The 20,538-nt window shown below is 69.1% G+C and carries 16 protein-coding genes; 1 reads left to right on the top strand and 15 read right to left on the bottom strand.

The window, feature by feature from the left end:
- Positions 1 to 49: 49 nt before the first annotated feature.
- The 12 genes from ACZ4LX_RS33135 to ACZ4LX_RS33080 form a co-directional block, all read right to left on the bottom strand.
- Positions 50 to 2,062 (bottom strand): hypothetical protein, encoded by a 2,013-nt coding sequence (locus tag ACZ4LX_RS33135; protein ID WP_467650677.1) that lies wholly within the window; start codon positions 2,060 to 2,062, stop codon positions 50 to 52.
- Between the two features lie 172 nt (positions 2,063 to 2,234).
- Entirely contained in the window at positions 2,235 to 2,666 is a 432-nt protein-coding gene (locus ACZ4LX_RS33130; protein WP_467721342.1) for a LamG-like jellyroll fold domain-containing protein, read from the bottom strand.
- The gene (locus ACZ4LX_RS33125) at positions 2,608 to 5,628 is read right to left on the bottom strand and encodes a LamG domain-containing protein (RefSeq protein ID WP_467650679.1); all 3,021 of its coding nucleotides are present in this window, start codon (positions 5,626 to 5,628) and stop codon (positions 2,608 to 2,610) included. Before ACZ4LX_RS33125 ends, ACZ4LX_RS33130 begins: the two co-directional genes overlap by 59 nt.
- A 574-nt stretch (positions 5,629 to 6,202) precedes the next feature.
- Positions 6,203 to 6,502, bottom strand: coding sequence for an STAS domain-containing protein (locus tag ACZ4LX_RS33120; RefSeq protein WP_467650680.1), 300 nt, complete (start codon positions 6,500 to 6,502; stop codon positions 6,203 to 6,205).
- A 53-nt stretch (positions 6,503 to 6,555) separates the two neighbouring features.
- Positions 6,556 to 7,146 carry a Uma2 family endonuclease gene (locus ACZ4LX_RS33115; RefSeq protein ID WP_467650681.1) on the bottom strand — a complete coding sequence of 197 codons (591 nt, stop codon included), beginning with the start codon at positions 7,144 to 7,146 and terminating at the stop codon, positions 6,556 to 6,558.
- Between the two features lie 110 nt (positions 7,147 to 7,256).
- Positions 7,257 to 8,534 carry a thymidine phosphorylase gene (locus ACZ4LX_RS33110; protein ID WP_467650682.1) on the bottom strand — a complete coding sequence of 426 codons (1,278 nt, stop codon included), beginning with the start codon at positions 8,532 to 8,534 and terminating at the stop codon, positions 7,257 to 7,259.
- Between the two features lie 145 nt (positions 8,535 to 8,679).
- Complete coding sequence (locus tag ACZ4LX_RS33105) at positions 8,680 to 9,069, bottom strand: cytidine deaminase (RefSeq protein ID WP_467650708.1); 390 nt, start codon at positions 9,067 to 9,069, stop codon at positions 8,680 to 8,682.
- 11 nt (positions 9,070 to 9,080) lie between these two features.
- Entirely contained in the window at positions 9,081 to 10,346 is a 1,266-nt protein-coding gene (locus ACZ4LX_RS33100; protein WP_467650683.1) for an ABC transporter permease, read from the bottom strand.
- Positions 10,343 to 11,461: an ABC transporter permease gene (locus ACZ4LX_RS33095; RefSeq protein WP_467650684.1), complete on the bottom strand. Its 1,119-nt coding sequence runs from the start codon at positions 11,459 to 11,461 to the stop codon at positions 10,343 to 10,345. The genes ACZ4LX_RS33100 and ACZ4LX_RS33095 overlap by 4 nt, the downstream gene beginning before the upstream one ends.
- Positions 11,461 to 13,044 (bottom strand): ABC transporter ATP-binding protein, encoded by a 1,584-nt coding sequence (locus ACZ4LX_RS33090; RefSeq protein ID WP_467650709.1) that lies wholly within the window; start codon positions 13,042 to 13,044, stop codon positions 11,461 to 11,463. The genes ACZ4LX_RS33095 and ACZ4LX_RS33090 overlap by 1 nt, the downstream gene beginning before the upstream one ends.
- Before the next feature lie 255 nt (positions 13,045 to 13,299).
- Positions 13,300 to 14,349: a BMP family lipoprotein gene (locus ACZ4LX_RS33085; protein ID WP_467650685.1), complete on the bottom strand. Its 1,050-nt coding sequence runs from the start codon at positions 14,347 to 14,349 to the stop codon at positions 13,300 to 13,302.
- Positions 14,350 to 14,487: 138 nt separating this feature from the next.
- Positions 14,488 to 15,714 (bottom strand): amidohydrolase, encoded by a 1,227-nt coding sequence (locus ACZ4LX_RS33080; protein WP_467650710.1) that lies wholly within the window; start codon positions 15,712 to 15,714, stop codon positions 14,488 to 14,490.
- A 268-nt stretch (positions 15,715 to 15,982) separates the two neighbouring features.
- Here ACZ4LX_RS33080 and ACZ4LX_RS33075 point away from each other — a divergent pair, with 268 nt between their 5' ends.
- The gene (locus ACZ4LX_RS33075; protein ID WP_467650686.1) at positions 15,983 to 16,936 is read left to right on the top strand and encodes a M48 family metallopeptidase; all 954 of its coding nucleotides are present in this window, start codon (positions 15,983 to 15,985) and stop codon (positions 16,934 to 16,936) included.
- Between the two features lie 341 nt (positions 16,937 to 17,277).
- Here the strand turns inward: ACZ4LX_RS33075 and ACZ4LX_RS33070 are convergent, their stop codons facing one another.
- From ACZ4LX_RS33070 to ACZ4LX_RS33060, 3 genes are read right to left on the bottom strand one after another with little or no spacing between them, the layout of a single operon-like run.
- A complete protein-coding gene (locus ACZ4LX_RS33070; RefSeq protein ID WP_467650687.1) occupies positions 17,278 to 18,336 on the bottom strand; it encodes a hypothetical protein in 1,059 nt (352 codons plus the stop codon).
- Between the two features lie 11 nt (positions 18,337 to 18,347).
- A complete protein-coding gene (locus ACZ4LX_RS33065; RefSeq protein WP_467650688.1) occupies positions 18,348 to 19,283 on the bottom strand; it encodes an N-acetylneuraminate synthase family protein in 936 nt (311 codons plus the stop codon).
- A gap of 15 nt (positions 19,284 to 19,298) precedes the next feature.
- A complete protein-coding gene (locus tag ACZ4LX_RS33060) occupies positions 19,299 to 20,534 on the bottom strand; it encodes a cytidylyltransferase domain-containing protein (protein ID WP_467650689.1) in 1,236 nt (411 codons plus the stop codon).
- Positions 20,535 to 20,538 lie beyond the last annotated feature (4 nt).

Here is a 20,538-nt window from a genome sequence, read left to right as displayed (position 1 = left end):
CCCGTCGAGTACGAAACCAACTACTACACCGAACTCACGAAACCCCAGGTCACAACCACAATCTGAGATCTCTACCGAACCCGGGGCGATTCAGCGCGCTGCCGGACTCACTTGCCACCCCGCTCAAGCGGAAGCGGTTGAAGGCCTGGATGTTGTCGTTCGGGACATCGACGCGGTTGGGGAGCTGGATGCCGCCCAGTTGGACCGAGGGCACCGACACAGCGGTCCCCACCAGGCCGCTGTGATCGATGGTCTTGAGCCAGAGCGACTTCGACCCGTCACCGTTGTCCACGTACGAGTGGCCGAGCTTCCATCGGTCCACGTTCTCGTACGTGGACTCACCGTTGCGGATCTGGGTGGTGATCTCGGTGAGCTGTTTGCGCGTCCAGAAGGTGGGTGAGTTCTGGCCAGGGCACTTGGTGTCGGCCTTACAGTTGCGGTCCCACGGGACATCCGGCCAGTCGGCTGCCGTCTCGTCCTTCAGTGCGGAAGCCGAGCAGTCGGTGAGATCCCCTACACAGCGCTCGGCGGTGGTGAAAACCACGCGTCCGGCAGCCTTGGTCGTGTACGTCTTACCTTCGCGCTGCCCGTAGTCGATGCGCTTGAGATAGCCGCCACGGATGTACGACTTGCCGTTCTCCGTAGTCTTGAGGCCCTGGGTGTAGTAGTTCGTCTCCGTGCCGTAGAAGTACGACATGGTGTTGCCGTGCGGGTCCACCACGTAGTCGAGGTTCCAACGCCACGCCTGGTTGCAGAAGGCATCCGCGAAGGTGGCCTTGTAGCAGGGCTCACCGGCATCGTCGCCATACACCGGTACTGTCCAGGCGGAGTTGGTGGTCTCGTTCCCGGATACGTAGTCGGGGAGCTGGTTGCGACCGAAGAAGTACTGGGTACCGTCGGTGGACGTGACCTTCCAGTACTCGCCGTCGTTGTCGCCGTTCGTGGTCCCGGTGACCTTCTCCACCTTGGAGAAGTCGTCGGAACTGACATGCCACGCGCCTGTGGTGTCGTCCTTGATCAATTCGCCCGAGGTGCCGCCGGAAAGAGAGATGGTGGCATTGTCGAAGCCCCAGCACTGGTCGCTGTTGGTGTCGTCGTGCCCGTCCTCGGCACAGGGCTTGTAGCGGCGTTCGATGAACCCGGGCTCGTAGCTGAAACCCTCACCGATCCACGAGCCCTGGTTGTTGGTGGTGGAGGTCTGCCCGTCCACGGACTGCGAGCTGTAGGAGAGGGAGACCGCCGGAGCCAGACCACCCGGCACCGGCGGAGCGGTGATCGGGTAGGACCAGTTGAAGGCGCCGGAGGAGTTGGAGACGCTCCACTGCGAGGACGGCTGGAGGGAGGTGGCGCCGAAGTCACCCTGATCGCCGGCAGCCCCGGCCGTCGCGGCCAGCACGGTCACCGGCAAGGCGGAGAGAGAGTCCTGCGCGGAACTCGCTGCCGCCGGCGCCGGAGCGGCGGAAACCTTCGCACTCAGTGTGGTGGTGGTCGTGTCGTTGGCCGTGGCCAGTGGAGTCGCCGTGGCGCACTTCGGCCGGTCGGGCGTGGTGAGCACACACTCCGGATAGGTCACCAGGCGCAGCCGGGATCCGTAGCCGCCGCCGTATGCCTCGGCGAAGTCGCCGTAGTCGAGGGACACCTCGACCGGTCCGCTCCTGGCCATGCCGTCGGCGCGGGCGATCGTCATCAGCGGGCCGTCGACACCCGCCGCCGTTGCCTTCCTACGGTCCAGGACCGAGACCCGGACGGACCGGGGGCTCGTGGTTCCGGTGGCTGCTGCCTTCAGCGGCAGGCCATCGGCCTGCGTGCCCTTGGACCCCTTGGCGCCCACGACGACCTCGTCGGTCGCTGCCTTGGGCCAGTGTGTGACAGCAGCCTTCGTCACCTTGGCCTGGGCCGCCTGGTCGGTCCTCGTCCGCTTGCGGACGATGCCGTTCCTGCCGGTGACCGGGTCGTCCAGATTGGTCTGGGGGCCGGGCAGCGTCAGTCCGTCGTGCGCGGCTGCTTGCGGTGCGTACTGCGGGAGCAGGCCGAGAGACAGGGCAACAGCCGCAGTCAGCACCGCACCACGGACTGAACGGGTAGATATCCGGAAATAGCGTCTTCCAAGAGGCGATGCTCGCATGGAAACTCCGTCAGAAATGGGATCGGTGCGCTGAGGACGGGACGCGGTCGGGGCCAGGGCAGGGGCCGGGTTCTGTGGTCCGGCCCCGGCCCCGACCGCGGTGATCTGATCACGACAGGGTCGCCTCGACACTGGTGTCATCGGGGAGAACGGTGACGGTGTTGACGAGGCTGGCATCCAGTGCGCCTTGGAACAGGCGCACTTCATCGACCGCACCGGAGAGGAAGGAAGTGGACGTGGCTCCGTCGAGCTTGCGTCCCACCTGAACCGAGGAGGTGGTGAAGTCCCAGGTGTTGTCCCACGGAACGCGTGCGCTCTCGACTCCGTTGACGTACAGCACCACGTCTCCGAAGACCGCTGAGTAGACGAGGGCAAGATGGTCGCCCTCGGCCCCGGTGCTGGGCAGGAATCCCGTCGCCTTCGCGGTCGTGGTCACGGGTGTGGCCGAGTCCGCATCCGTGGCAGTGAGGACCCACCGGCTGTCAGCGGCGGAGTAGCCGACAGTGATCGCGCTGCCTTGGGTGCCCGAGAGCCCCAGCACGGTTTGGTCCTTCGTGGGTGACACGGAGGACAGCCGGGCACGAGCGGGTCAGCGCGAAACTGTCCTGCTTGGAAAGCAGACCGGCCGGCCGGGCCGCGTAGGCGTCGGTGCCGTTCAACAGCAGATGGCCGTCGCCCCACACAGGCTCCTCGGGAAGGGACTCCACGCAATCGGGATCCGCTTCCGGGTCACAGCCCGGAGCCGGGACATAGATGGATGCTCCGCCGCCGAGCGTGAGACCGGTGCCGCCGTACGCCTCAGGGGCAATTCCGTCCGGCGCGGTGTCGACATCCCAGTAGGCGAGCTGCTGAGCCACGATGCCGCCAAGGTCCGCGCTCTCGGGACCGGTCACCACCCGGTCGTAGACCTGCACATCAGCGATGCCGCCCTTGAGGTGGGCGGTGTAGCCGTCCAGAGCAAGCCGCCGCCCGATCTGAAGCGTGCCTGCCGCATTCCACGGAGTCGTCCGCTTCACGGTAGTGGCGATCGCCGCGCCGTTCACGTAGAGGCGCATCACGCCGGTGACACTGTCGTAGGAGCCGACGAGGTGTGTCCAGGCACCCGGCACCACTCTGCCTCCGGTGACCTGCCAGTCGCTCATGGACTCCATGTCGTTGAACGGCATACGGAAGACCCAGCTACGGGAGTCGGCGTCATAACCCAGGTCGAAGCCTGGCAGGCCGGTACCGTCCTGGCTGATCACCGTCTCGTCCCGGTTCGGCACCTCGGGCAGGTTGACCCAGGCGCTCACCGAGAAGGCGGAGTCGGTGTTCACGATGTGCGCGCCGGCGTCGAGGTACGCGCTCTCAGTTCCGTCAAGTGCCGCGTAGGTGTCGGACGCGCCGAGCGGCCCGGGCTTGGCGCCGAAGGCTACTCCGGTGCCGGGTGCAGCGCTGGGCGAGGAACCGGTGCCGGCCGCTGAGGTGGCTCCCTTGACATCCCCGAGCGTCCATCCGCCCATGGGGGCGCGACCGTCGCTGACGAGGAACTGGTATCCCATGGGCGTCTTCTGCGCATTGCCGGCGGCGTCCACCGCTTTGGCATCCAAGGTCCATGTGCCCTCGGAGGACGGCATGAACTTCACGGTCGCCGGGCCGCCGGGTGTGTCCGTGTTCACGGTCGACCACGCGGAGCTGCCCTTGAACCGGTACCAGTACTGCACGACGTCGGTGGACGGCGAGTCGAAGGTGAAGGTTCCGTAGTCACCGACACCCGGGTGCCAGACGTCATCGTTCGGGTACTGCGTGGAGGTGATCACAGGAGCTTTCGGTGCGGTGGCGTCGTACCTGAACTCGCACCTGGTGGCAACTCCGGCGGAACTCCACGGCCCCCAGGCGGTGCCGTCGGAACCCTGCACATCCCAGCCGATCGTGATCGCGGGGTTGGACGGAAGGCTGAATCCGGCGTCGGAGTCCGTACTGAGGTCGGAGCCGACCTTGTACTTGAACGAGGCCGAGCCCGTCTGTCCGGTGCCCGTCGTCGTATGACTTGCGGTCGTGGCGTAATGATCGACCTGCGTCGTGCCGTTCATCCAGAAAACATGGAATCTGGCCTTCAGGCTCTCCGACTTCCCTGCAGTGTCGTTGTGGTCGTTGTCCTTGATGGTGGCGCTGAGAACCGGGGCCTCGGAGGTGTAGTGCTCGTCGGCAACTCCGTACTCGCATTTGCCACCGGGGGACATGGTGAGATCACTCATGGCGGGCGCCAACGGCGGCCGGTTGTAGTTCACTTCCAGCTGGGCGTTTCCGCAGAATCTCTTCCAGTACGAGTAGTCGACCTCGTCGCCGGCGCGCAGCCGGAAGGTGGTGGTGTCCCAGCCGCTGTCGGCAGCCTTCTGGACAGTGCTCTTGACGTTGAAGCGCACATTCTGATTGGACGACGTGCACGAACCTGCCGGATTAGTGGGCGATTTGCTTTCGATCACCTCCTTCAAAGAGGGCTGGTTGCCCCAGTTGGTCGAGGAACTGATCGCGCTCGCTCCGGTGGAGTTGGCCCGGCCGAGCTGCACGCTCTTGGCCGATGAGCTGTACGTGTGAACCATCGTCACCGCGAACTCCGCCGTGATGATGTCCTTGCCCTCGAAGAACGCGGTGGGCACGGCGAAGAACTGTCGCTTGGTGTCGGCGGAGCTCGCACACATGGTCGAGACGTCGGCCGGGCAACGCCCCACCCCTTCGTCCTTGCCGAACTTCCAGAACTCCGCTGACGCGTAGTGCGACGACACCATCGTCCAGCCACTGCGGCTGGCAGTCTTGAACACCGGGTCGATGTAGACCGGGTATACCGTGTCATCCCCCGTCAGCAGCGAGCTGTCCGGAGTCAGGGTCATCATGTCCTGGCTGACCTGCACGTCCACGTCAGCGAACCGAGTACCGACGGGCGGCGCCGCCGCCAGAGTCTCGCCCGCAGGCTCCAGGTCCGCAGGCGATGCGTCGCCGGGCTCGGTGCCCTCGATTCCACGGCTGTCCCACATCAGTGGGGCGGGCGCTTCGAAGACGGTGCCTCCGGCCGCATCCGTCGCGGTCAGGCCGCCGTCCTCCGACTCCCGCACATCGACCGAGGTGGTACTGATCGGCAGTTGGAGCTGTGCCAGATCCGGATTGTCCGCCGCCTCGGCATCCTTGACGACAATCAGATGTGAGAAGCCCTCGGCACTCGCGGACACCTGTAGGTCGACGCCCGACATCACGTCTGCGTAGGTCGCGGTGGATCCTTCGACCGTGGGCTCGGGCAGCTTCTCGGGCCAGTCCAGCGACAGCACACGGCCGTCCTTCTGGATCGTGCCGAACGTAGTGCCGCCACCGCCGGAGAAGGACATAGCCGTCACGGAAGCCTTCGGCGCGTACGACCCGTCCCTCTGCCTGACGAGCGTGGTGTCGATATCCGTCCACTCCCCGTTCTTGCGGGTGCGTACGGGCTGCACAGCCGTGGTGGTGGTGAACGTCCCGTCGGGATTGGCCACTGTCGAGCTGCGCTCATCACGCAGGTTCAACACCTCAACGGGCGCGTCGGACTCTGCGGCTGCGTCCTGCGCAGCTTCCGCCCCAGCCGCAGTGCGGCTCTCCGCCGACGCTGACGCTGCTGCTGCTGCCGGGAGGTCACCTGGCAGCAGTGGAATGCCGAATGCTCCGGCCATCAGGGCCGTCAGCGTCACCACGAGAAGGGGACCACGGCGGAGCCGACGCCCTTCGACAGCATGTCTCTTCACGTGCGCCTTCTGCTCTCTCTCGCTCTCGTGGCTGTAGCGTCGCTCGTGTTCCATGCCGGTCACCCGAAGGTCGCGAATGCGGTGCCGATGTCCGAGAGACCGCCGACTCCAGGCTGGAAGGTCTTGGTTCCCGTCTGCGTGGTGCCGTCGATGTCGGTCCACGGCATCGTGTACAGAACGCCCTTGGACGTCGCGGGGTCCTTATTGAGAATTGGCCATCGGAGACGGGCTATGCCGTCCCCGCAAGGGCCAGGCAGGTGGACTCGACTCTCCACGCCTCCACACCAGCGCTCCCCCACTCAGAGCCACGACCCGTCCGACGAACTGCTCAGGAGGACGCGTCCACCAGGCCAGCCGAATCCACCAACCCCACGCGATCGAGCAACAGTTGAAGTTCGGGAGACACCCCCCGCAGCCTCCTGCCGCCCGCCCGGCGTGCGATCACGGACAGCCGGGCGACCGCCTCGACGGGGGCCAGGTCCGGTTGCAGGATGCCGCCCACGTCGCAGTCCACGACGGCGGCGCGCGAAGCAGCCAACATTGCTTTCAGGCCGGCGCAGAGGCGCGGCGCACAGGCCCGGGTGACGCGTCGGGAGAGGACGAGTACGGCCGGCGGCAGAGGATCCATACCGGGGAGACCTGCGCCGCGGCCGAAAACTCATCGGGGTGCCGCGGTGCTTTTCAGCTGACGGGGAAGACCCCGGTGTCCAGGTCCAGACCGAACGGTTCGGGGAGCGTCAGCTTCCCGCCGTACTCGACCGTGTCAAGCACCCGGTAGGTGCCGTCTGCGGGTTCCCCGTACAGCGTGGCGGTGGGACGGCCCGAGTGCCAGGGGTCCAGGAGGAGAAAGAGCTCGACGTCCGCCTTCGCGTAGCCGTGCACCTTGCCGATGCGGTCGTGGTTCGCGTTGGCCTGCGAGGTGATCTCGACGACGAGCCGGGCTTCTTCGGCGGGGACGCGGTTGCCCGGGCCGGTGGCGATGGCGCGCGGTACGACGACGAGATCGGGGATGTAGAGACCCGCGCGGCCGGGCACCGGGACACCGAGGGTCTGGTAGATCCCCCAGTCCTCCGGGATGACGGTGTAGAGCCTGCGCTGCAGTAGCTCCGCGGTGGTGTTGTGGTCCTTGGACGGCGGTGGCGACACAGTGACGATCCCCTCGATGATCTCCACCTTGCAGCCCTCGGGCGCGTCCGTCTCCTCCCAGATCCGGACGAGGTCGTCCCACTCCTGGCCGTGGCCCGATGCGGGATCGACGGTGAGTGCGCTCATGGCGGTCTCCTCCTATCGGTGCGTCACCGAGTCCAGCATGCCGAACGGGACCGGCGGCGGTCCACCGATCCCGTTCACCCGTATGAGGAAATCGCAGGTCAGGGCATAGATCAGGCGATACGTTCCCGCACCACCGGCGTGGCGGCGAACGGGGTGCCCGTCGGGGCGATGTCGTACGCGTCGGGCAGGGCGCCCAGCGCGTACTCGAACTTCTCCGGGGTGTCCGTGTGCAGCGTCAGCAGCGGCTGGCCGGCCGTGACCTCGTCGCCCGGCTTGGCGTGCAGTTCGACGCCCGCGCCGGCCTGTACCGGGTCCTCCTTGCGGGCGCGGCCCGCGCCGAGGCGCCAGGCGGCGACGCCGATGTCGTAGGCGTCCAGGCGGGTCAGCACGCCGGAGGCGGGGGCCGTGACGACGTGCTGTTCGCGGGCGACCGGAAGGGTGGCGTCCGGGTCGCCGCCCTGGGCGGAGATCATCCGGCGCCAGACGTCCATCGCGGAGCCGTCCGCGAGGGCCTTCTCCGGGTCGGCGTCCTTGAGGCCGGCCGCGTCCAGCATCTCGCGGGCGAGGGCCAGGGTGAGGTCGATGACGTCCTTGGGGCCGCCGCCGGCCAGGACCTCGACCGACTCACGGACCTCCAGGGCGTTGCCCGCGGTGAGGCCGAGAGGGGTGGCCATGTCGGTGAGCAGGGCGACGGTGCGTACGCCGCTGTCGGTGCCCAGGGCGACCATGGTGGAGGCCAGTTCGCGGGCGTCCTCGATGGTCTTCATGAAGGCGCCGGAGCCGACCTTGACGTCCAGGACCAGCGCGCCGGTGCCCTCGGCGATCTTCTTGGACATGATCGAGCTGGCGATGAGCGGGATCGCCTCGACGGTGCCGGTGACGTCGCGGAGCGCGTACAGCTTCTTGTCGGCGGGGGCCAGGCCGTCGCCCGCCGCGCAGATGACGGCGCCGGTGGTGTCGAGGACGTTCAGCATCTCCGCGTTGGAGAGGTGGGCGCGCCAGCCGGGGATGGACTCCAGCTTGTCGAGCGTGCCGCCGGTGTGGCCGAGGCCTCGGCCGCTGAGCTGCGGCACGGCGGCACCGCAGGCGGCGACCAGCGGGGCGAGCGGCAGGGTGATCTTGTCGCCGACGCCGCCGGTGGAGTGCTTGTCGGTGGTCGGGCGGGAGAGCGTGTCGAAGTTCATCCGCTCGCCCGAGGCGATCATCGCGGCGGTCCAGCGGGCGATCTCGGTGCGGTTCATGCCGTTCAGCAGGATCGCCATGGCCAGCGCGGACATCTGCTCATCGGCGACCGCGCCGCGGGTGTACGCGTCGATGACCCAGTCGATCTGCTCGGGGGTCAGCTCGCCTCGGTCCCGCTTGGTGCGGATGACGGAGATGGCGTCCATGGTCTGGATTCCTTCCGGCCGGTACGTACGTACGCGATCAGTACGTGATGAGTACGCCTGAGCACGCGTGAGTCCGGTTGACTCTACGCGCATAGAGGGGAAAAGAGCCGCCGGGTGGGCCCCTGCGGGCCCACCCGGCGGGTTGCTATCCGAGGTGGCTCGGCCCGAAGGCCTGCGGCAGCATCTCGTCGAGTGTGCGGAAGCCGTCCGGGGTCTCCAGGACGAGTTCCGGTCCGCCGAACTCGTACAGCAGCTGGCGGCACCGGCCGCACGGCACCAGGATCGAGCCGGTGCCGTCCACGCAGGTGAAGTGGGTCAGCCGGCCGCCGCCGGTGGCGTGCAGCTGGGAGACCAGTCCGCACTCGGCGCAGAGCCCGATGCCGTACGAGGCGTTCTCGACGTTGCAGCCGACGACGGTGCGGCCGTCGTCGACCCGGGCCGCGACGCCGACCGGGTAGCCGGAGTACGGCGCGTACGCCCGGGACATGGCCTCCCGGGCGGCCGTGCGCAGCGCCTCCCAGTCGGCCGCGGCCATGGTCTCCGCGGTCACTTGCCCTCGCCCTTGCGGTAGGGCATGCCGTCCGCCTTCGGCATCCTCAGCCGCTGCGAGGACAGGGCGAGCACGAGCAGCGTGGTGACGTACGGGGCGGCGTCGACGAACTGGCTCGGGACCTGGTCGGTCAGCGCGTACCAGGTGAACAGGAGCGCGGAGCAGGCGGCCGAGATCACCGCGGCCACGTACTTCTTCCGGTACAGCTGCCAGAAGGCCGTGATCACGAGCAGGATCGCCAGGAGCAGCAGCATGGCGTGCACGTTCTCCGCGCCGCCGCGCAGCTTGAGGCTGTCGGTGAAGCCGAAGAGCCCGGCGCCCAGGGCCATGCCGCCCGGCATCCAGTTGCCGAAGATCATCGCGGCGAGGCCGATGTAGCCGCGGCCGCCGGTCTGGCCCTCCTGGTAGATGCTGGTGGCGACGATGGAGAGGAAGGCGCCGCCGAGTCCGGCCAGCCCGCCGGAGATGACGACGGCGATGTACTTGTACTTGTAGACGTTCACGCCGAGGGTCTCGGCGGCCACCGGGCTCTCGCCGCAGGAGCGCAGCCGCAGACCGAACGGCGTGCGCCACAGCACCCACCAGGTGACGGGGATCAGCAGCAGGGCGACGACGGTCAGCAGGGAGAGTCCGGTGACGAGCCCTCCGATGATGCCGGCGAGGTCGGGGACGAAGAACCGGTTGTGGTGTTGCTGGAGGTCCTGGAGCCAGTCCGAGAGGCCCGGGATGGTGATCTTGTCGATCTCGTCCAGGCGGGGGGACTGCTTGGAGGAGCCGCCCGGGTCGTCGGCGAAGGTGAAGTTCGACAGGTAGCGGGTGACGCCGACGGCGAGGATGTTGATCGCCACACCGGAGACGATGTGGTTCACGCCGAAGGTGACGGTCATGACCGCGTGCAGCAGACCGCCGAGCGCGCCGCCGATGATGCCGAACAGCACGCCCACCCACGGGCCCCACTGGAATCCGGCCCAGGCCCCGAACCAGGTGCCGAGGATCATCATGCCTTCGAGCCCGATGTTGACCACGCCGGCCCGCTCGGCCCACAGGCCGCCGAGACCGGCGAGGCCGATGGGAACGGCCAGCTCCAGGGCGCCCGCGACCTGACCGGCCGAGGTGATGTCGTCGGCGCCGCTGATCAGGCGGACGAGCGATACGAGGGCGAGCGCACCGGCGATGATCAGCAGGACGACGGGCAGGGAGAGCTTGCGGCGGCCGCCCTTCGAGGGGGCGACGCGTGCGGCGGAGACTTTGCTGGTGCTCACAGGGCCGCCTCCTTCTCGGTCGTGAGGGCGTGGCCGGCGGCGAGCTCTTCGCCGACCTTCTGCTGCTGACGGCGGGTCCCGTAACGGCGGACCAGTTCGTAGCTGATGACGACGGAGATCACGATCAGACCCTGCATGATCGTGGCGATCTCCTTCTCGAACCCGAACTGGTCGAGCGGGGAGGACGCCTTGTCCAGGAAGGCGATCAGCAGGGCGCTGAGGGCGATGCCCACCGGGTGGTTGCGGCCGAGCAGCGCGATGGTGATGCCGGTGAAGCCGATGCCGACCGGGAAGTCGAGGCTGTACGTGTGGGTGTCGCCGAGCAGGGTCGGCATGCCGGCCAGACCGGCGACCGCGCCGGAGATCAGCATGGAGGTGAGGATCATCTTCTTGGCGTCCACACCGGATGCCTGGGCGGCGCTCTCGCTGGCGCCGGTGGCGCGCAGGTCGAAGCCGAAGCGGGTGCGGTTCAGGACGAACCAGTAGACGAGGCCGCAGCCGGCGGCGACGAAGGTGAAGCCGTAGATCTCGCCGGACTCGGCGCCCAGGGACAGCCCCGGGAACCAGCCGGACTCATGGATCTCGCCGGTGGTGAGGTTGTTGGACCCGGCGGCCTGGTCGCCGAAGTTCTTCGGCAGGATCAGCCAGGCGATCAGCGAGGTCGCGATGGAGTTGAGCATGATCGTCGAGACGACCTCGCTCACTCCCCGGGTCGTCTTGAGGATGCCCGCGATGCCTGCCCAGAACGCGCCGACCAGCATCGCCACGATGACGATCAGGGCGATCTGGAACGGTCCGGGAAGGTTGACGCTCGCGCCGACGAGCGCGGCCATCATCGCCGCGAGGCGGTACTGGCCGTCGACGCCGATGTTGAAGAGGTTCATCCGGAAGCCGACCGCGACCGCGAGGGCGGCGAGGTAGTACGTACCGGCCTGGTTGATGATCAGCACCTGCACGTCCGAGTACGACGCCTGCTCGAAGAGCAGCCGGTACAGCTCGAACGGGTCGCGGTCCGACACCAGCAGCACCAGGGTGCTGAGCACGAAGGCTACGACCAGGGCGAGTGCCGGCCCGGCGAAGCCCAGGATCAGCCGGTCCTTGTCGAGTTTCTTCATCAGGCCTCGTCCTCCGGTGCTGCTTCGAGGTGACCTGCGGCGGCACCGGTCATGGCCGAGCCCAGTTCCTCGGGGGTGATGGTGGCGGGGTCGGCGTCAGCGACGAGCTTTCCGCGGTACATGACGCGCAGGGTGTCGGAGAGCCCGATCAGCTCGTCCAGGTCCGCCGAGATGAGCAGGACGGCGAGGCCTTCGCGGCGGGCTTCGCGGATCTGGTCCCAGATCTGTGCCTGTGCGCCGACGTCCACGCCGCGGGTGGGGTGGGCGGCGATCAGGAGCTTCGGTGCGTGGCTCATCTCGCGGCCGACGATCAGCTTCTGCTGGTTGCCGCCGGAGAGGGACGCCGCGGTGACCTCGATACCGGGGGTACGGACGTCGTACTCGCGCACGATCCGGACGGTGTCGTTGCGGGCGGCCTTGGGGTCCAGCAGGAAGCCCCGGCTGTTGGGCTTCTCGCTGACGTGGCCGAGGATGCGGTTCTCCCAGAGCGGCGCGTCCAGCAGGATGCCGTGCCGGTGCCGGTCCTCGGGGATGTATCCGATGCCGCTCTCGCGCCGCTTGCGGGTGGGGACGCGGGAGATGTCCCGGTCGCCCAGGGTGATCACTCCGCTGTCCGCGGCCTTCATCCCGATGAGTGCGTCGATCAGCTCGGTCTGGCCGTTGCCCTCGACGCCCGCGATGCCGAGGACCTCGCCCTTGTGGATGGTGAAGTCGACGTCGGACAGGACGTCGCGGACGACTCCGTCCGGGTCCGTGATGCTGAGGGAGAGCCCCTCGACGCGGAGCATCGGCTCGTCCGTCACCGTGGACTCACGGGTCTCGGGCGAGGGCAGCTCGCTGCCGACCATCAGCTCGGCGAGCTGCTTGGTCGTGGTCTGCGCCGGGTCCGCCGTGCCCACGGTCGTACCGCGCCGGATCACCGTGATGTCGTCGGCGACCGAGAGCACCTCGCCGAGCTTGTGCGAGATGAAGATGACGGTGAGGCCCTCGGCCTTGAGCTCGCGGAGGTTCGCGAAGAGCGCGTCGACCTCCTGCGGGACGAGCACCGCGGTCGGCTCGTCGAGGATGAGGATGCGGGCGCCCCGGTAGAGGACCTTGAGGATCTCCACGCGCTGCCGGTCCGCGACCCCGAGGTCCTCGACGAGTGCGTCGGGCCGGACGCCCAGACCGTACGCGTCGGAGATCTCCTTGATCTTCTTGCGGGCGGCGGAGCCGATGCCGTACAGCTTCTCGCCGCCGAGGACCACGTTCTCCAGGACGGTGAAGTTGTCGGCGAGCATGAAGTGCTGGTGCACCATGCCGATGCCGCGCGCGATGGCGTCGCCCGGGTTGCTGAACGAGACCTGCTCGCCGTCCACGGCGATGGTGCCCTCGTCCGGCTTCTGCATGCCGTAGAGGATCTTCATCAGGGTGGACTTGCCGGCACCGTTCTCGCCGACGAGGGCGTGGACCGTGCCCTTGCGGACGGTGATGCCGATGTCGTGGTTGGCGACGACGCCGGGGAAACGCTTGGTGATGCCGTGCAGTTCTACGGCAGGGGGGCTGCTGGACGCGTTGATGACGCACTCTCCTTGGCCGGACAGGAGCGGGAGCGGAGGGGCAGAAGGGCGGGGTGAAGTTATCGCGCCAGAAGGACGTCTACACGCGTAGCGTTGCCGAATCGTCAAACGCATGCGCACAGCGCGGCCGGAACAACGGGTTCGAGGCCTGTCCGAGAGAGCACTGCATCGGCATCGGGCGGAACTTCTTCCAGGAGTACCCCTCAGGCCCGGAGCAGCGATGCCGCGTGCTCCGGGCCCGAGGGGATCCAGCCGTACGACCGGGGTCGTTACGGGGCGTTACGGGGTGGTCTTGACGGTGATCTTGCCGTCGATGATTTCCTTCTTGGCCTTGTCCACGGCGGCGATGACCTCGGTCATCTTGGTGAACGCCGGGTTGGACATGGCCAGGCCGACGCCGTCCTTGTCCAGGCCGTAGCGGACCTCACCGGACTGGGGCTTGCCGTCCTGAACCGACTTGATCAGGTTGAAGACGGAGTCCTCGACGTCCTTGGTGACGGAGGTCAGGATCGACTCCTTGTAGGCCGCGAGGCCCTTCTGGCTGTACTGGTCGGAGTCGACGCCGATGTTCCACTTGCCCGCCTTGGAGACGGCCTCGATCGCACCGGAACCGGCCAGGCCGGCCGCCGAGTAGATCACGTCGGCGCCCTTGTCGAGCTGCCCCTGGGCCGCGGCCTTGCCGAGGTCGGGCTTGGAGAAGCCGTCGAAGTTCGGCGGCTGGGTCAGGTACTGGGGGACGACCTTCACCGCGGAGTTGGTGTCCTTGACGCCCTGCGTGAAGCCGGCCTCGAACTTCTTGATCAGCGGGGTCTCGACACCACCGATGAAGCCGACCGTCTTGGTCTTGGTGACCTTGGCGGCGGCGACACCCGCGAGGTAGGAGCCCTGCTCCTCGTTGAAGACGATGTTCGCGATGTTGGGACCGGTCACCGAGGCGTCGTCGATGATGCCGAAGGTGACCTTCGGGAACTTCGGCGCGACCTTCTTGATGGCGGGCGCGTACGCGAAGCCGACACCGATGACCGGGTTGTTCCCGGCGCGGGCCAGCGAGGTGAGGCGCTGGACCTTGTCCGCGTCCGACTCGCCGTCGGAGGGCTCGGCCTCGGTGCCCTTGACGTCGAGGTCCTTCTCGGCCTTGGCCAGACCCGCGTACGCGGCGTCGTTGAACGACTGGTCGCCGCGGCCGCCGATGTCGTAGGCGAGGGCGGTCTTGCTGCCCTTCGAGTCGGTGCTGCTGCTCGACGAGGATGAGTCGTTACACGCGGTAACGCTGAGCGCGAGTGCCGCGGACATGGCACCCGCAGCGGCAATCCTAGTGATCCGGCGCAAGGGAAGGCTCCTTCAAACCTGACCGAAGCGCCTCTTCCGGCGCTGGTTTCGCCGCGATCGTAACGCGCGTAGATGTCAGATAATGACCTGTACGACAGCCGTTATCGGATCGTCGTGAACCAGAAGTGACCTGTCCGGTTACGGATGGTTGCCGTCAAGCAGGGCGGAGGCGGTGAAGAGCTCCACCCCGACGGTGATCGCCTCCTCGTCGGCGTCGAAGTTGCCCCGGTGAAGGTCCAGTCCGCGTGTGTCACCGGGCGTGCGCACCCCGAGGCGGGCCATCGCGCCCGGCACCTGCTCCAGGTACCAGGAGAAGTCCTCTCCGCCCAGGCTCTGCTCGGTGTCCTCGACGGCGTACGGACCCCGGCGGGCGGACATCGCGCCGGCGAGGAGGTCGATCGCCGCCGCGTCGTTCACCACCGGCGGGACGCCCCGGACGTAGTTGATCACCGTCTTGGCCCCGTGCATTCCGGCCACCTCGTCGATCGCGGCGTGCACCAGGTCGGGCGCCTCGCGCCACGCCTTCAGATCCAGGCAGCGGACCGTGCCCGACAGCTCGGCGTGCTGCGGGATCACGTTGCACGTGTGCCCGGTCTCCAGGCGCCCCCACGTCACCGCGAGCCCGGACCGCGCGTCGACCCGGCGGGCCAGCAGCGCGGGCACCTCGGTGGCGACCTTGGCGGCGGCGGTGACCAGGTCCGTGGTGAGGTGCGGGCGGGCGGTGTGGCCGCCGGGCCCGTCCAGGGACAGCTCCAGCCGGTCGCAGGCGGAGGTGATGGCCCCGACCCGCAGCCCGATCCGGCCGACGTCGACCTTGGGGTCGCAGTGCACCCCGATGATCCGGCCGACGCCCTCCAGCACCCCGGACTGGATCGCGTCGGGTGCACCCCCGGGCAGCACCTCCTCCGCCGGCTGGAAGATCAGCCGCACCGGGTTGGGCAGCAGCCCCTGCCGGTCCAGTCCGGCGAGCACGAGGCCGGCGCCGAGGACGGTGGTGGTGTGGATGTCGTGGCCGCAGGCGTGCGCCCGGTCGGGCACGGTGGAGCGGTACGGGACGCCCGCCTTGGTGTCCGGGATCGGCAGTGCGTCGATGTCGGCCCGCAGCGCGAGCATCGGCCGCGTCGTCCCGCTCCGCGTCCCGACGTCACACATGAGCCCGGTCCCGGAGGCGAGCACCTGTGGCTCAAGCCCGGCCTGCTCCAGCCGGGCCTTGATGGCCGCGGTGGTACGGAACTCCTGATTGCCCAGCTCGGGGTGCATGTGCAGATCGCGGCGGAAGGCGATGAGCTCGGCGCGCAGGGGGTCGGGCAGGGTGCCGGGCAGGGCCCGGCCCCCGGGCAGGTCGGCATCGGACTCACGGGACATCAACTGGTTCACCCGTTCAAGATTAGGCCCCTCGACCCGTCAACTGACTACAGATCAACAAAAGTTCAGCCGCATAGAGGAACAAAAGACGGCGTCGGCATGTGTGACATGAGAGGGCGACGGGTACACTCTGCGAATTTTTCCCTGTACGGCCCCCGAATCCACGGCCTACGCTGCGTCTTCACCGACGAATACGCATATGGATACACGTTCGTCGTACGAATGAGCGGCATCCGGTCGGGGCCGTGGGACGAGGGGGGCCTCGGCAGTGCTCGACACAGCGGAACAGCACGTTCAGGCGTGCCCGGAATGCGGGTCGGAGATCCGGACGGACCACAGGTTCGTACCGTGGTGTGCCGCCTGCGACTGGAACGTGGACCCGGGGGCACCCGAGGAACCGGCCGGGCGGCTGGACTCCCTGCGGCGCCGGCTGGCCCGGCAGCACGGCGAGAGCCTGCTGGCCGAGGTGACGACGGACGGGCCCCTGCGTCCCCGGCGCGACGCGGCCGGTGTCCTCGCCCTCGTCCTGGCGCTGGCCGTTCACGCCGTCACCGCCGCTCTGCTCGTCGGCGGACTGTTGCTGGTGACGCTCGGCTGGGGCAGCGCGCTCCCCCTGCCCGGCGCCGTGTGCCTCTTCCTCGCCTGGACCCTGCGCCCCCGGTTCGCACGGCTGCCCGAGGACGATCCGGTGCTGCGCCGGTCCGACGCCCCCGAGCTGTTCGCCCTGATCGACGAGATCGCCGCGACCGTGGGGACGACAGGGGTGCACACGGTCGCGGTCACCGGCGAGTTCAACGCGAGCGTCTCGACGTACGGCCTCCGGCGCCGCCGGCTGCTGACCATCGGACTCGCGCTCTGGGAGACGCTCACCACCGAGCAGAGGATCGCGCTGCTGGGACATGAGCTCGGCCATTACGCCAACGGCGACACCCGGCACGGCCTGGTCATCGGCAATGCGCTCGGCTCACTGGACACCTGGCTGTACATGCTGAGCCCGAGCCACCGGCCCACGCTCATGGAGGCTGTCCTCAAGGCCCTCTGGCTGCTGCCCCGCCGCGCGGTCCTGGGTGCCCTGACGGTCCTCGACCATCTGACCCTGCGCGCCACCCAGCGCGGCGAGTACCTGGCCGACTCCTTCGCCGCCCGGTGCGGCTCCACGGAGGCCGCCGCCGGGCTGATGGACCGGCTGCTGGCCGGCGACGCCGCCGCCGCCACGCTGTAGCGCGAGCCGAACGCCCTGCGGACCCGCCGCAACGGGTCCCCGGCACACGATGAGGCCTGGAGCGGCCTCTGGGAACGCCTGGCCGAACGCGTGGCCTCGATCCCGGAGAGCGAGCACGAACGTCAGCGCCGCCGCAGCGCGCTGCGCGGTCACAGCGTCGACGCCACCCATCCCCCGACACATCTGCGCCGGCCCCGGGCCAGGGCCTCGTCCCCGTCCCGGCCTCGCCCCGGACAGCGGCCCCGTCCTCGTCCCCGTCCCGGCCGGCGACCCCGGCCCCCGGGCCCCGGCCCCCGGGCCCCGGCCCCGACCTCGACCGCGAAGACATCCGTCCGGCCGGATCACGCCTCCGTCGTCACCGCCGTAACCCGCCAAGGTGCCAGCCGCTGGACGTCGCGGGCCGTCTCCGTGACCCCGGCCAGGAAGCCCTGGGCCCTCGGGGACGCCGTTTCGCGGAGCCATTCCGGGGCGATGTCGCAGACCGCGACCTTCACCTCGGTGCCGGCCAGGGCCAGCGGCAGGGTGTGGACCACCGTGGAGGGGAAGCTCAGGACCGTGCGGCCGATCGGGCCTCGGCGGGCGATGAGTTCGAGGGGGAGGTCGGGGCGGACGATCTCCAGACCGGTCGCGGCCTCCAGGGCGTGCAGCTTCTCGGTGGATTCGCGGCGGTGGGCGAAGTAGCGGGTGGCACCGTGCGTACGGGCCAGGGCCGCCACCGCCTCCAGGTACTGGCCCCGGTCGACCACGCCCGTCTCGACGAGCGAGGTGCCGACCAGGTCCGCGCCCTTGGTGAGCAGCGGCGGGCCGAAACGGGAACGGGTCCAGGAGAAGGTGTTGGGGATGAGCGTGATGCCGGGCGGCGGGACCACCGGCATCGCGGTGAAGAGCTCGACCTCGCGCGCCGACGACGGGGTGAACCGGCGGCGGGCGGTGGCGGAGACCGGTGCCAGGGCCAGGTCACGGGGGCTCGTGCCGCCTCGGCGGTGCCAGCGCACCAGGCGCTCGCCCCGGGTGATCAGGGCGACGAACTCCATGGTGGCGGTGCCGTCGTCGACCACGGTGAGCCGCCGGGGGCGGACCAGGGAGAGCAGGAGCTGTACGTAGCGGGAGAAGGGGTCCCCGATGACGATGTGGTCGGCGCTGCGGACGAGCCGGGTCAGGGCGCGCAGCGACTTCAGGGGGGTACCCGAGTCGCCGCGCGCCTCCTGCCAGCGCACGGTGATGCCCTCGTCGCGGGCCAGCTCCGCCATCCGGCGCAGCTGACCGCGCGACATCGGGTCGACCGGAGGGAGGACGACGACGGTGACGTCCGGGACGACCCGGCCGCCGCCTCCCTCTGTGTGGGCCCACTCCAGGACGTTCAGGAGCTGGACCGGGCTCTCGACGAAGGCGAGGTTCACCGGTCTGCCCGTCAGACCGCGACCGGCTCGGCGGCCTGGGCCGTCTCGCCGCTCTCTGCCACGACGCCCGGGACCCGGCGGAGCTTCTTCATCGGGCCGAGCTCCGACTCGTACACCTTCTTGACTCCGTCGCCGAGGGACGCCTCGATGGTGCGGATGTCGCGGACCAGGCGGGTCAGGCCCTGCGGCTCGACGGAGGCGGCCTGGTCGGAGCCCCACATGGCGCGGTCGAGGGTGATGTGGCGCTCGACGAAGGCGGCGCCGAGGGCGACGGCGGCGAGGGTCGTCTGGAGGCCCGTCTCGTGGCCGCTGTAGCCGATCGGGACGTTGGGGTACTCCTGCTGGAGGGTGTTGATGACGCGGAGGTTCAGCTCCTCCGCCTTCGCCGGGTACGTCGAAGTGGCGTGGCAGAGAAGGATGTTGTCCGAGCCGAGGACCTCGACCGCGTGCCGGATCTGGCGCGGGGTCGACATGCCGGTGGAGAGGATCACCGTGCGGCCGGTGGCGCGCAGGGAGCGCAGGAGCTCGTCGTCGGTGAGGGAGGCGGAGGCCACCTTGTGGGCGGGTACGTCGAACTTCTCCAGGAAAGCGACGGCCTCGGTGTCCCACGGGGAGGCGAACCAGTCGATGCCGCGCTCGGCGCAGTGCTCGGAGATGGCCCGGTACTCGGTCTCGCCGAACTCGACGCGGTGGCGGTAGTCGATGTACGTCATCCGGCCCCAGGGGGTGTCGCGCTCGATGTCCCACTGGTCGCGCGGGGTGCAGATCTCCGGGGTGCGCTTCTGGAACTTGACGGCGTCGCAGCCGGCTTCGGCGGCCACGTCGATGAGGGCGATCGCGTTGTCGAGGTCGCCGTTGTGGTTGATGCCGATCTCGCCGGTGACGTAGACGGGGTTGCCGGGGCCCGCGGTGCGGTTGCCGAGGGTGCGCAGTCGGGAGGTGCTCATGAGGGTGTTCCTTACTTACTTGGCGGGGGTGGGAGTGATGAGGGCGGGGCCGAGCAGCCAGGCCGCGATCTCGCGGACGGCGCCGAAGCCGCCGGGGGTGGTGGTCACGGCGCGCGCCGCGGCGCGTACCGAGCCGTGCGCGCTCGCGACGGCCACGGGCCAGCCGGCGAGTGCGAAGCAGGGGAGGTCGTTGACGTCGTTGCCGACGTACAGGACGCGTTCGGGGGCGATGGACTGTTCGTCGCACCACTGCTTGAGCGCGAGGTCCTTGCGGTCGATGCCGTGCAGGACGGGGACGCGGAGCTTGTGGGCGCGGGCGGCGACGACCGGGTTCTGTTCCGTGGAGAGGATCAGGAGGGGCAGGCCGGCCTTGCGCAGGGCGGCGATGCCGAGTCCGTCGCCCCGGTGGACGGCGACGGTCTCGCGGCCGTCGGAGTCGATGAGGACCCGGTCGTCGGTCTGGGTGCCGTCGAAGTCGAGGACGACCGCGTCGATGTCCTCGCGGGTGGGCAGCGGGGCCGGGTCCAGGAGCGGGGCCAGGGCGCGGGCGCGGGCCAGGTCGTGCGGGTCGTCGATCTCCAGGACGCGGGCGGGGTCGGTGCGCACCAGGGCGGTGTGGCCGAAGAAGCGGTGGCGGTGGGTGCGGAATCCGGCCGCGTCCATCGCGTAGGCGGCGCCCGTTTCGAGCAGGTCCTCCGGGCGGTCCTGGCGGCGGGGGCGGACCTTCTTGTCGTGGTTGACGCCGTAGTTGTGGTCCTCGACCGCGCTGCCGTCGCGCCAGAGGAAGCCGTGGAAGGGGGCGACGGTGACGGCGGTGTCGGCGCCTTCGCGGGCGACCGCGGCGGCGACGCCGTCGATGTCCTCGCGGGCGACGAAGGGGCTGGTGCACTGGACGAGCAGCACCACGTCCACGGTCCGGCCGTGCTCCGCCTCGTACGTGTCCAGGGCGTGCAGGACGGCGGCCTCGCTGGTCGCGGTGTCGCCCGCGATGGCTTCGGGGCGCTGGACGCAGTGCAGCCGGGACGCTTCGCCGAGTGCCTCGCCGGCCGCGCGGGCGGCCTCGGCGACGGCCGGGGCGTCGGTCGTCACGACGACGTCGGTGACCTCGCTCGACGCGAGGCAGGCGCGGACCGCGCGCACGACCAGCGGTACGCCGCCGACCTGGGCGAGGTTCTTGGCGGGTACGCCCTTGGATCCGCCCCGGGCGGGGATCACGGCGAGCACGGTGGGCTGCTCGGTGGGCTGCGTCATCGCT

It is taken from the genome of Streptomyces sp. NPDC026062 (assembly GCF_055568375.1).
Note: the sequence above shows the minus strand (reverse complement) of the source record. Positions and strands in the feature narration are given on the sequence as shown.

What these genes read in the sequence shown, in the direction of transcription:
- ACZ4LX_RS33120 (WP_467650680.1), bottom strand. Translation starts at nt 6,502, where the DNA reads ATGGATCCTCTGCCGCCGGCCGTACTCGTCCTCTCCCGACGCGTCACC.
- ACZ4LX_RS33115 (WP_467650681.1), bottom strand. Translation starts at nt 7,146, where the DNA reads ATGAGCGCACTCACCGTCGATCCCGCATCGGGCCACGGCCAGGAGTGG.
- ACZ4LX_RS33110 (WP_467650682.1), bottom strand. Translation starts at nt 8,534, where the DNA reads ATGGACGCCATCTCCGTCATCCGCACCAAGCGGGACCGAGGCGAGCTG.
- ACZ4LX_RS33105 (WP_467650708.1), bottom strand. Translation starts at nt 9,069, where the DNA reads ATGGCCGCGGCCGACTGGGAGGCGCTGCGCACGGCCGCCCGGGAGGCC.
- ACZ4LX_RS33095 (WP_467650684.1), bottom strand. Translation starts at nt 11,461, where the DNA reads ATGAAGAAACTCGACAAGGACCGGCTGATCCTGGGCTTCGCCGGGCCG.
- ACZ4LX_RS33080 (WP_467650710.1), bottom strand. Translation starts at nt 15,714, where the DNA reads ATGTCCCGTGAGTCCGATGCCGACCTGCCCGGGGGCCGGGCCCTGCCC.
- ACZ4LX_RS33065 (WP_467650688.1), bottom strand. Translation starts at nt 19,283, where the DNA reads ATGAGCACCTCCCGACTGCGCACCCTCGGCAACCGCACCGCGGGCCCC.
- ACZ4LX_RS33060 (WP_467650689.1), bottom strand. Translation starts at nt 20,534, where the DNA reads ATGACGCAGCCCACCGAGCAGCCCACCGTGCTCGCCGTGATCCCCGCC.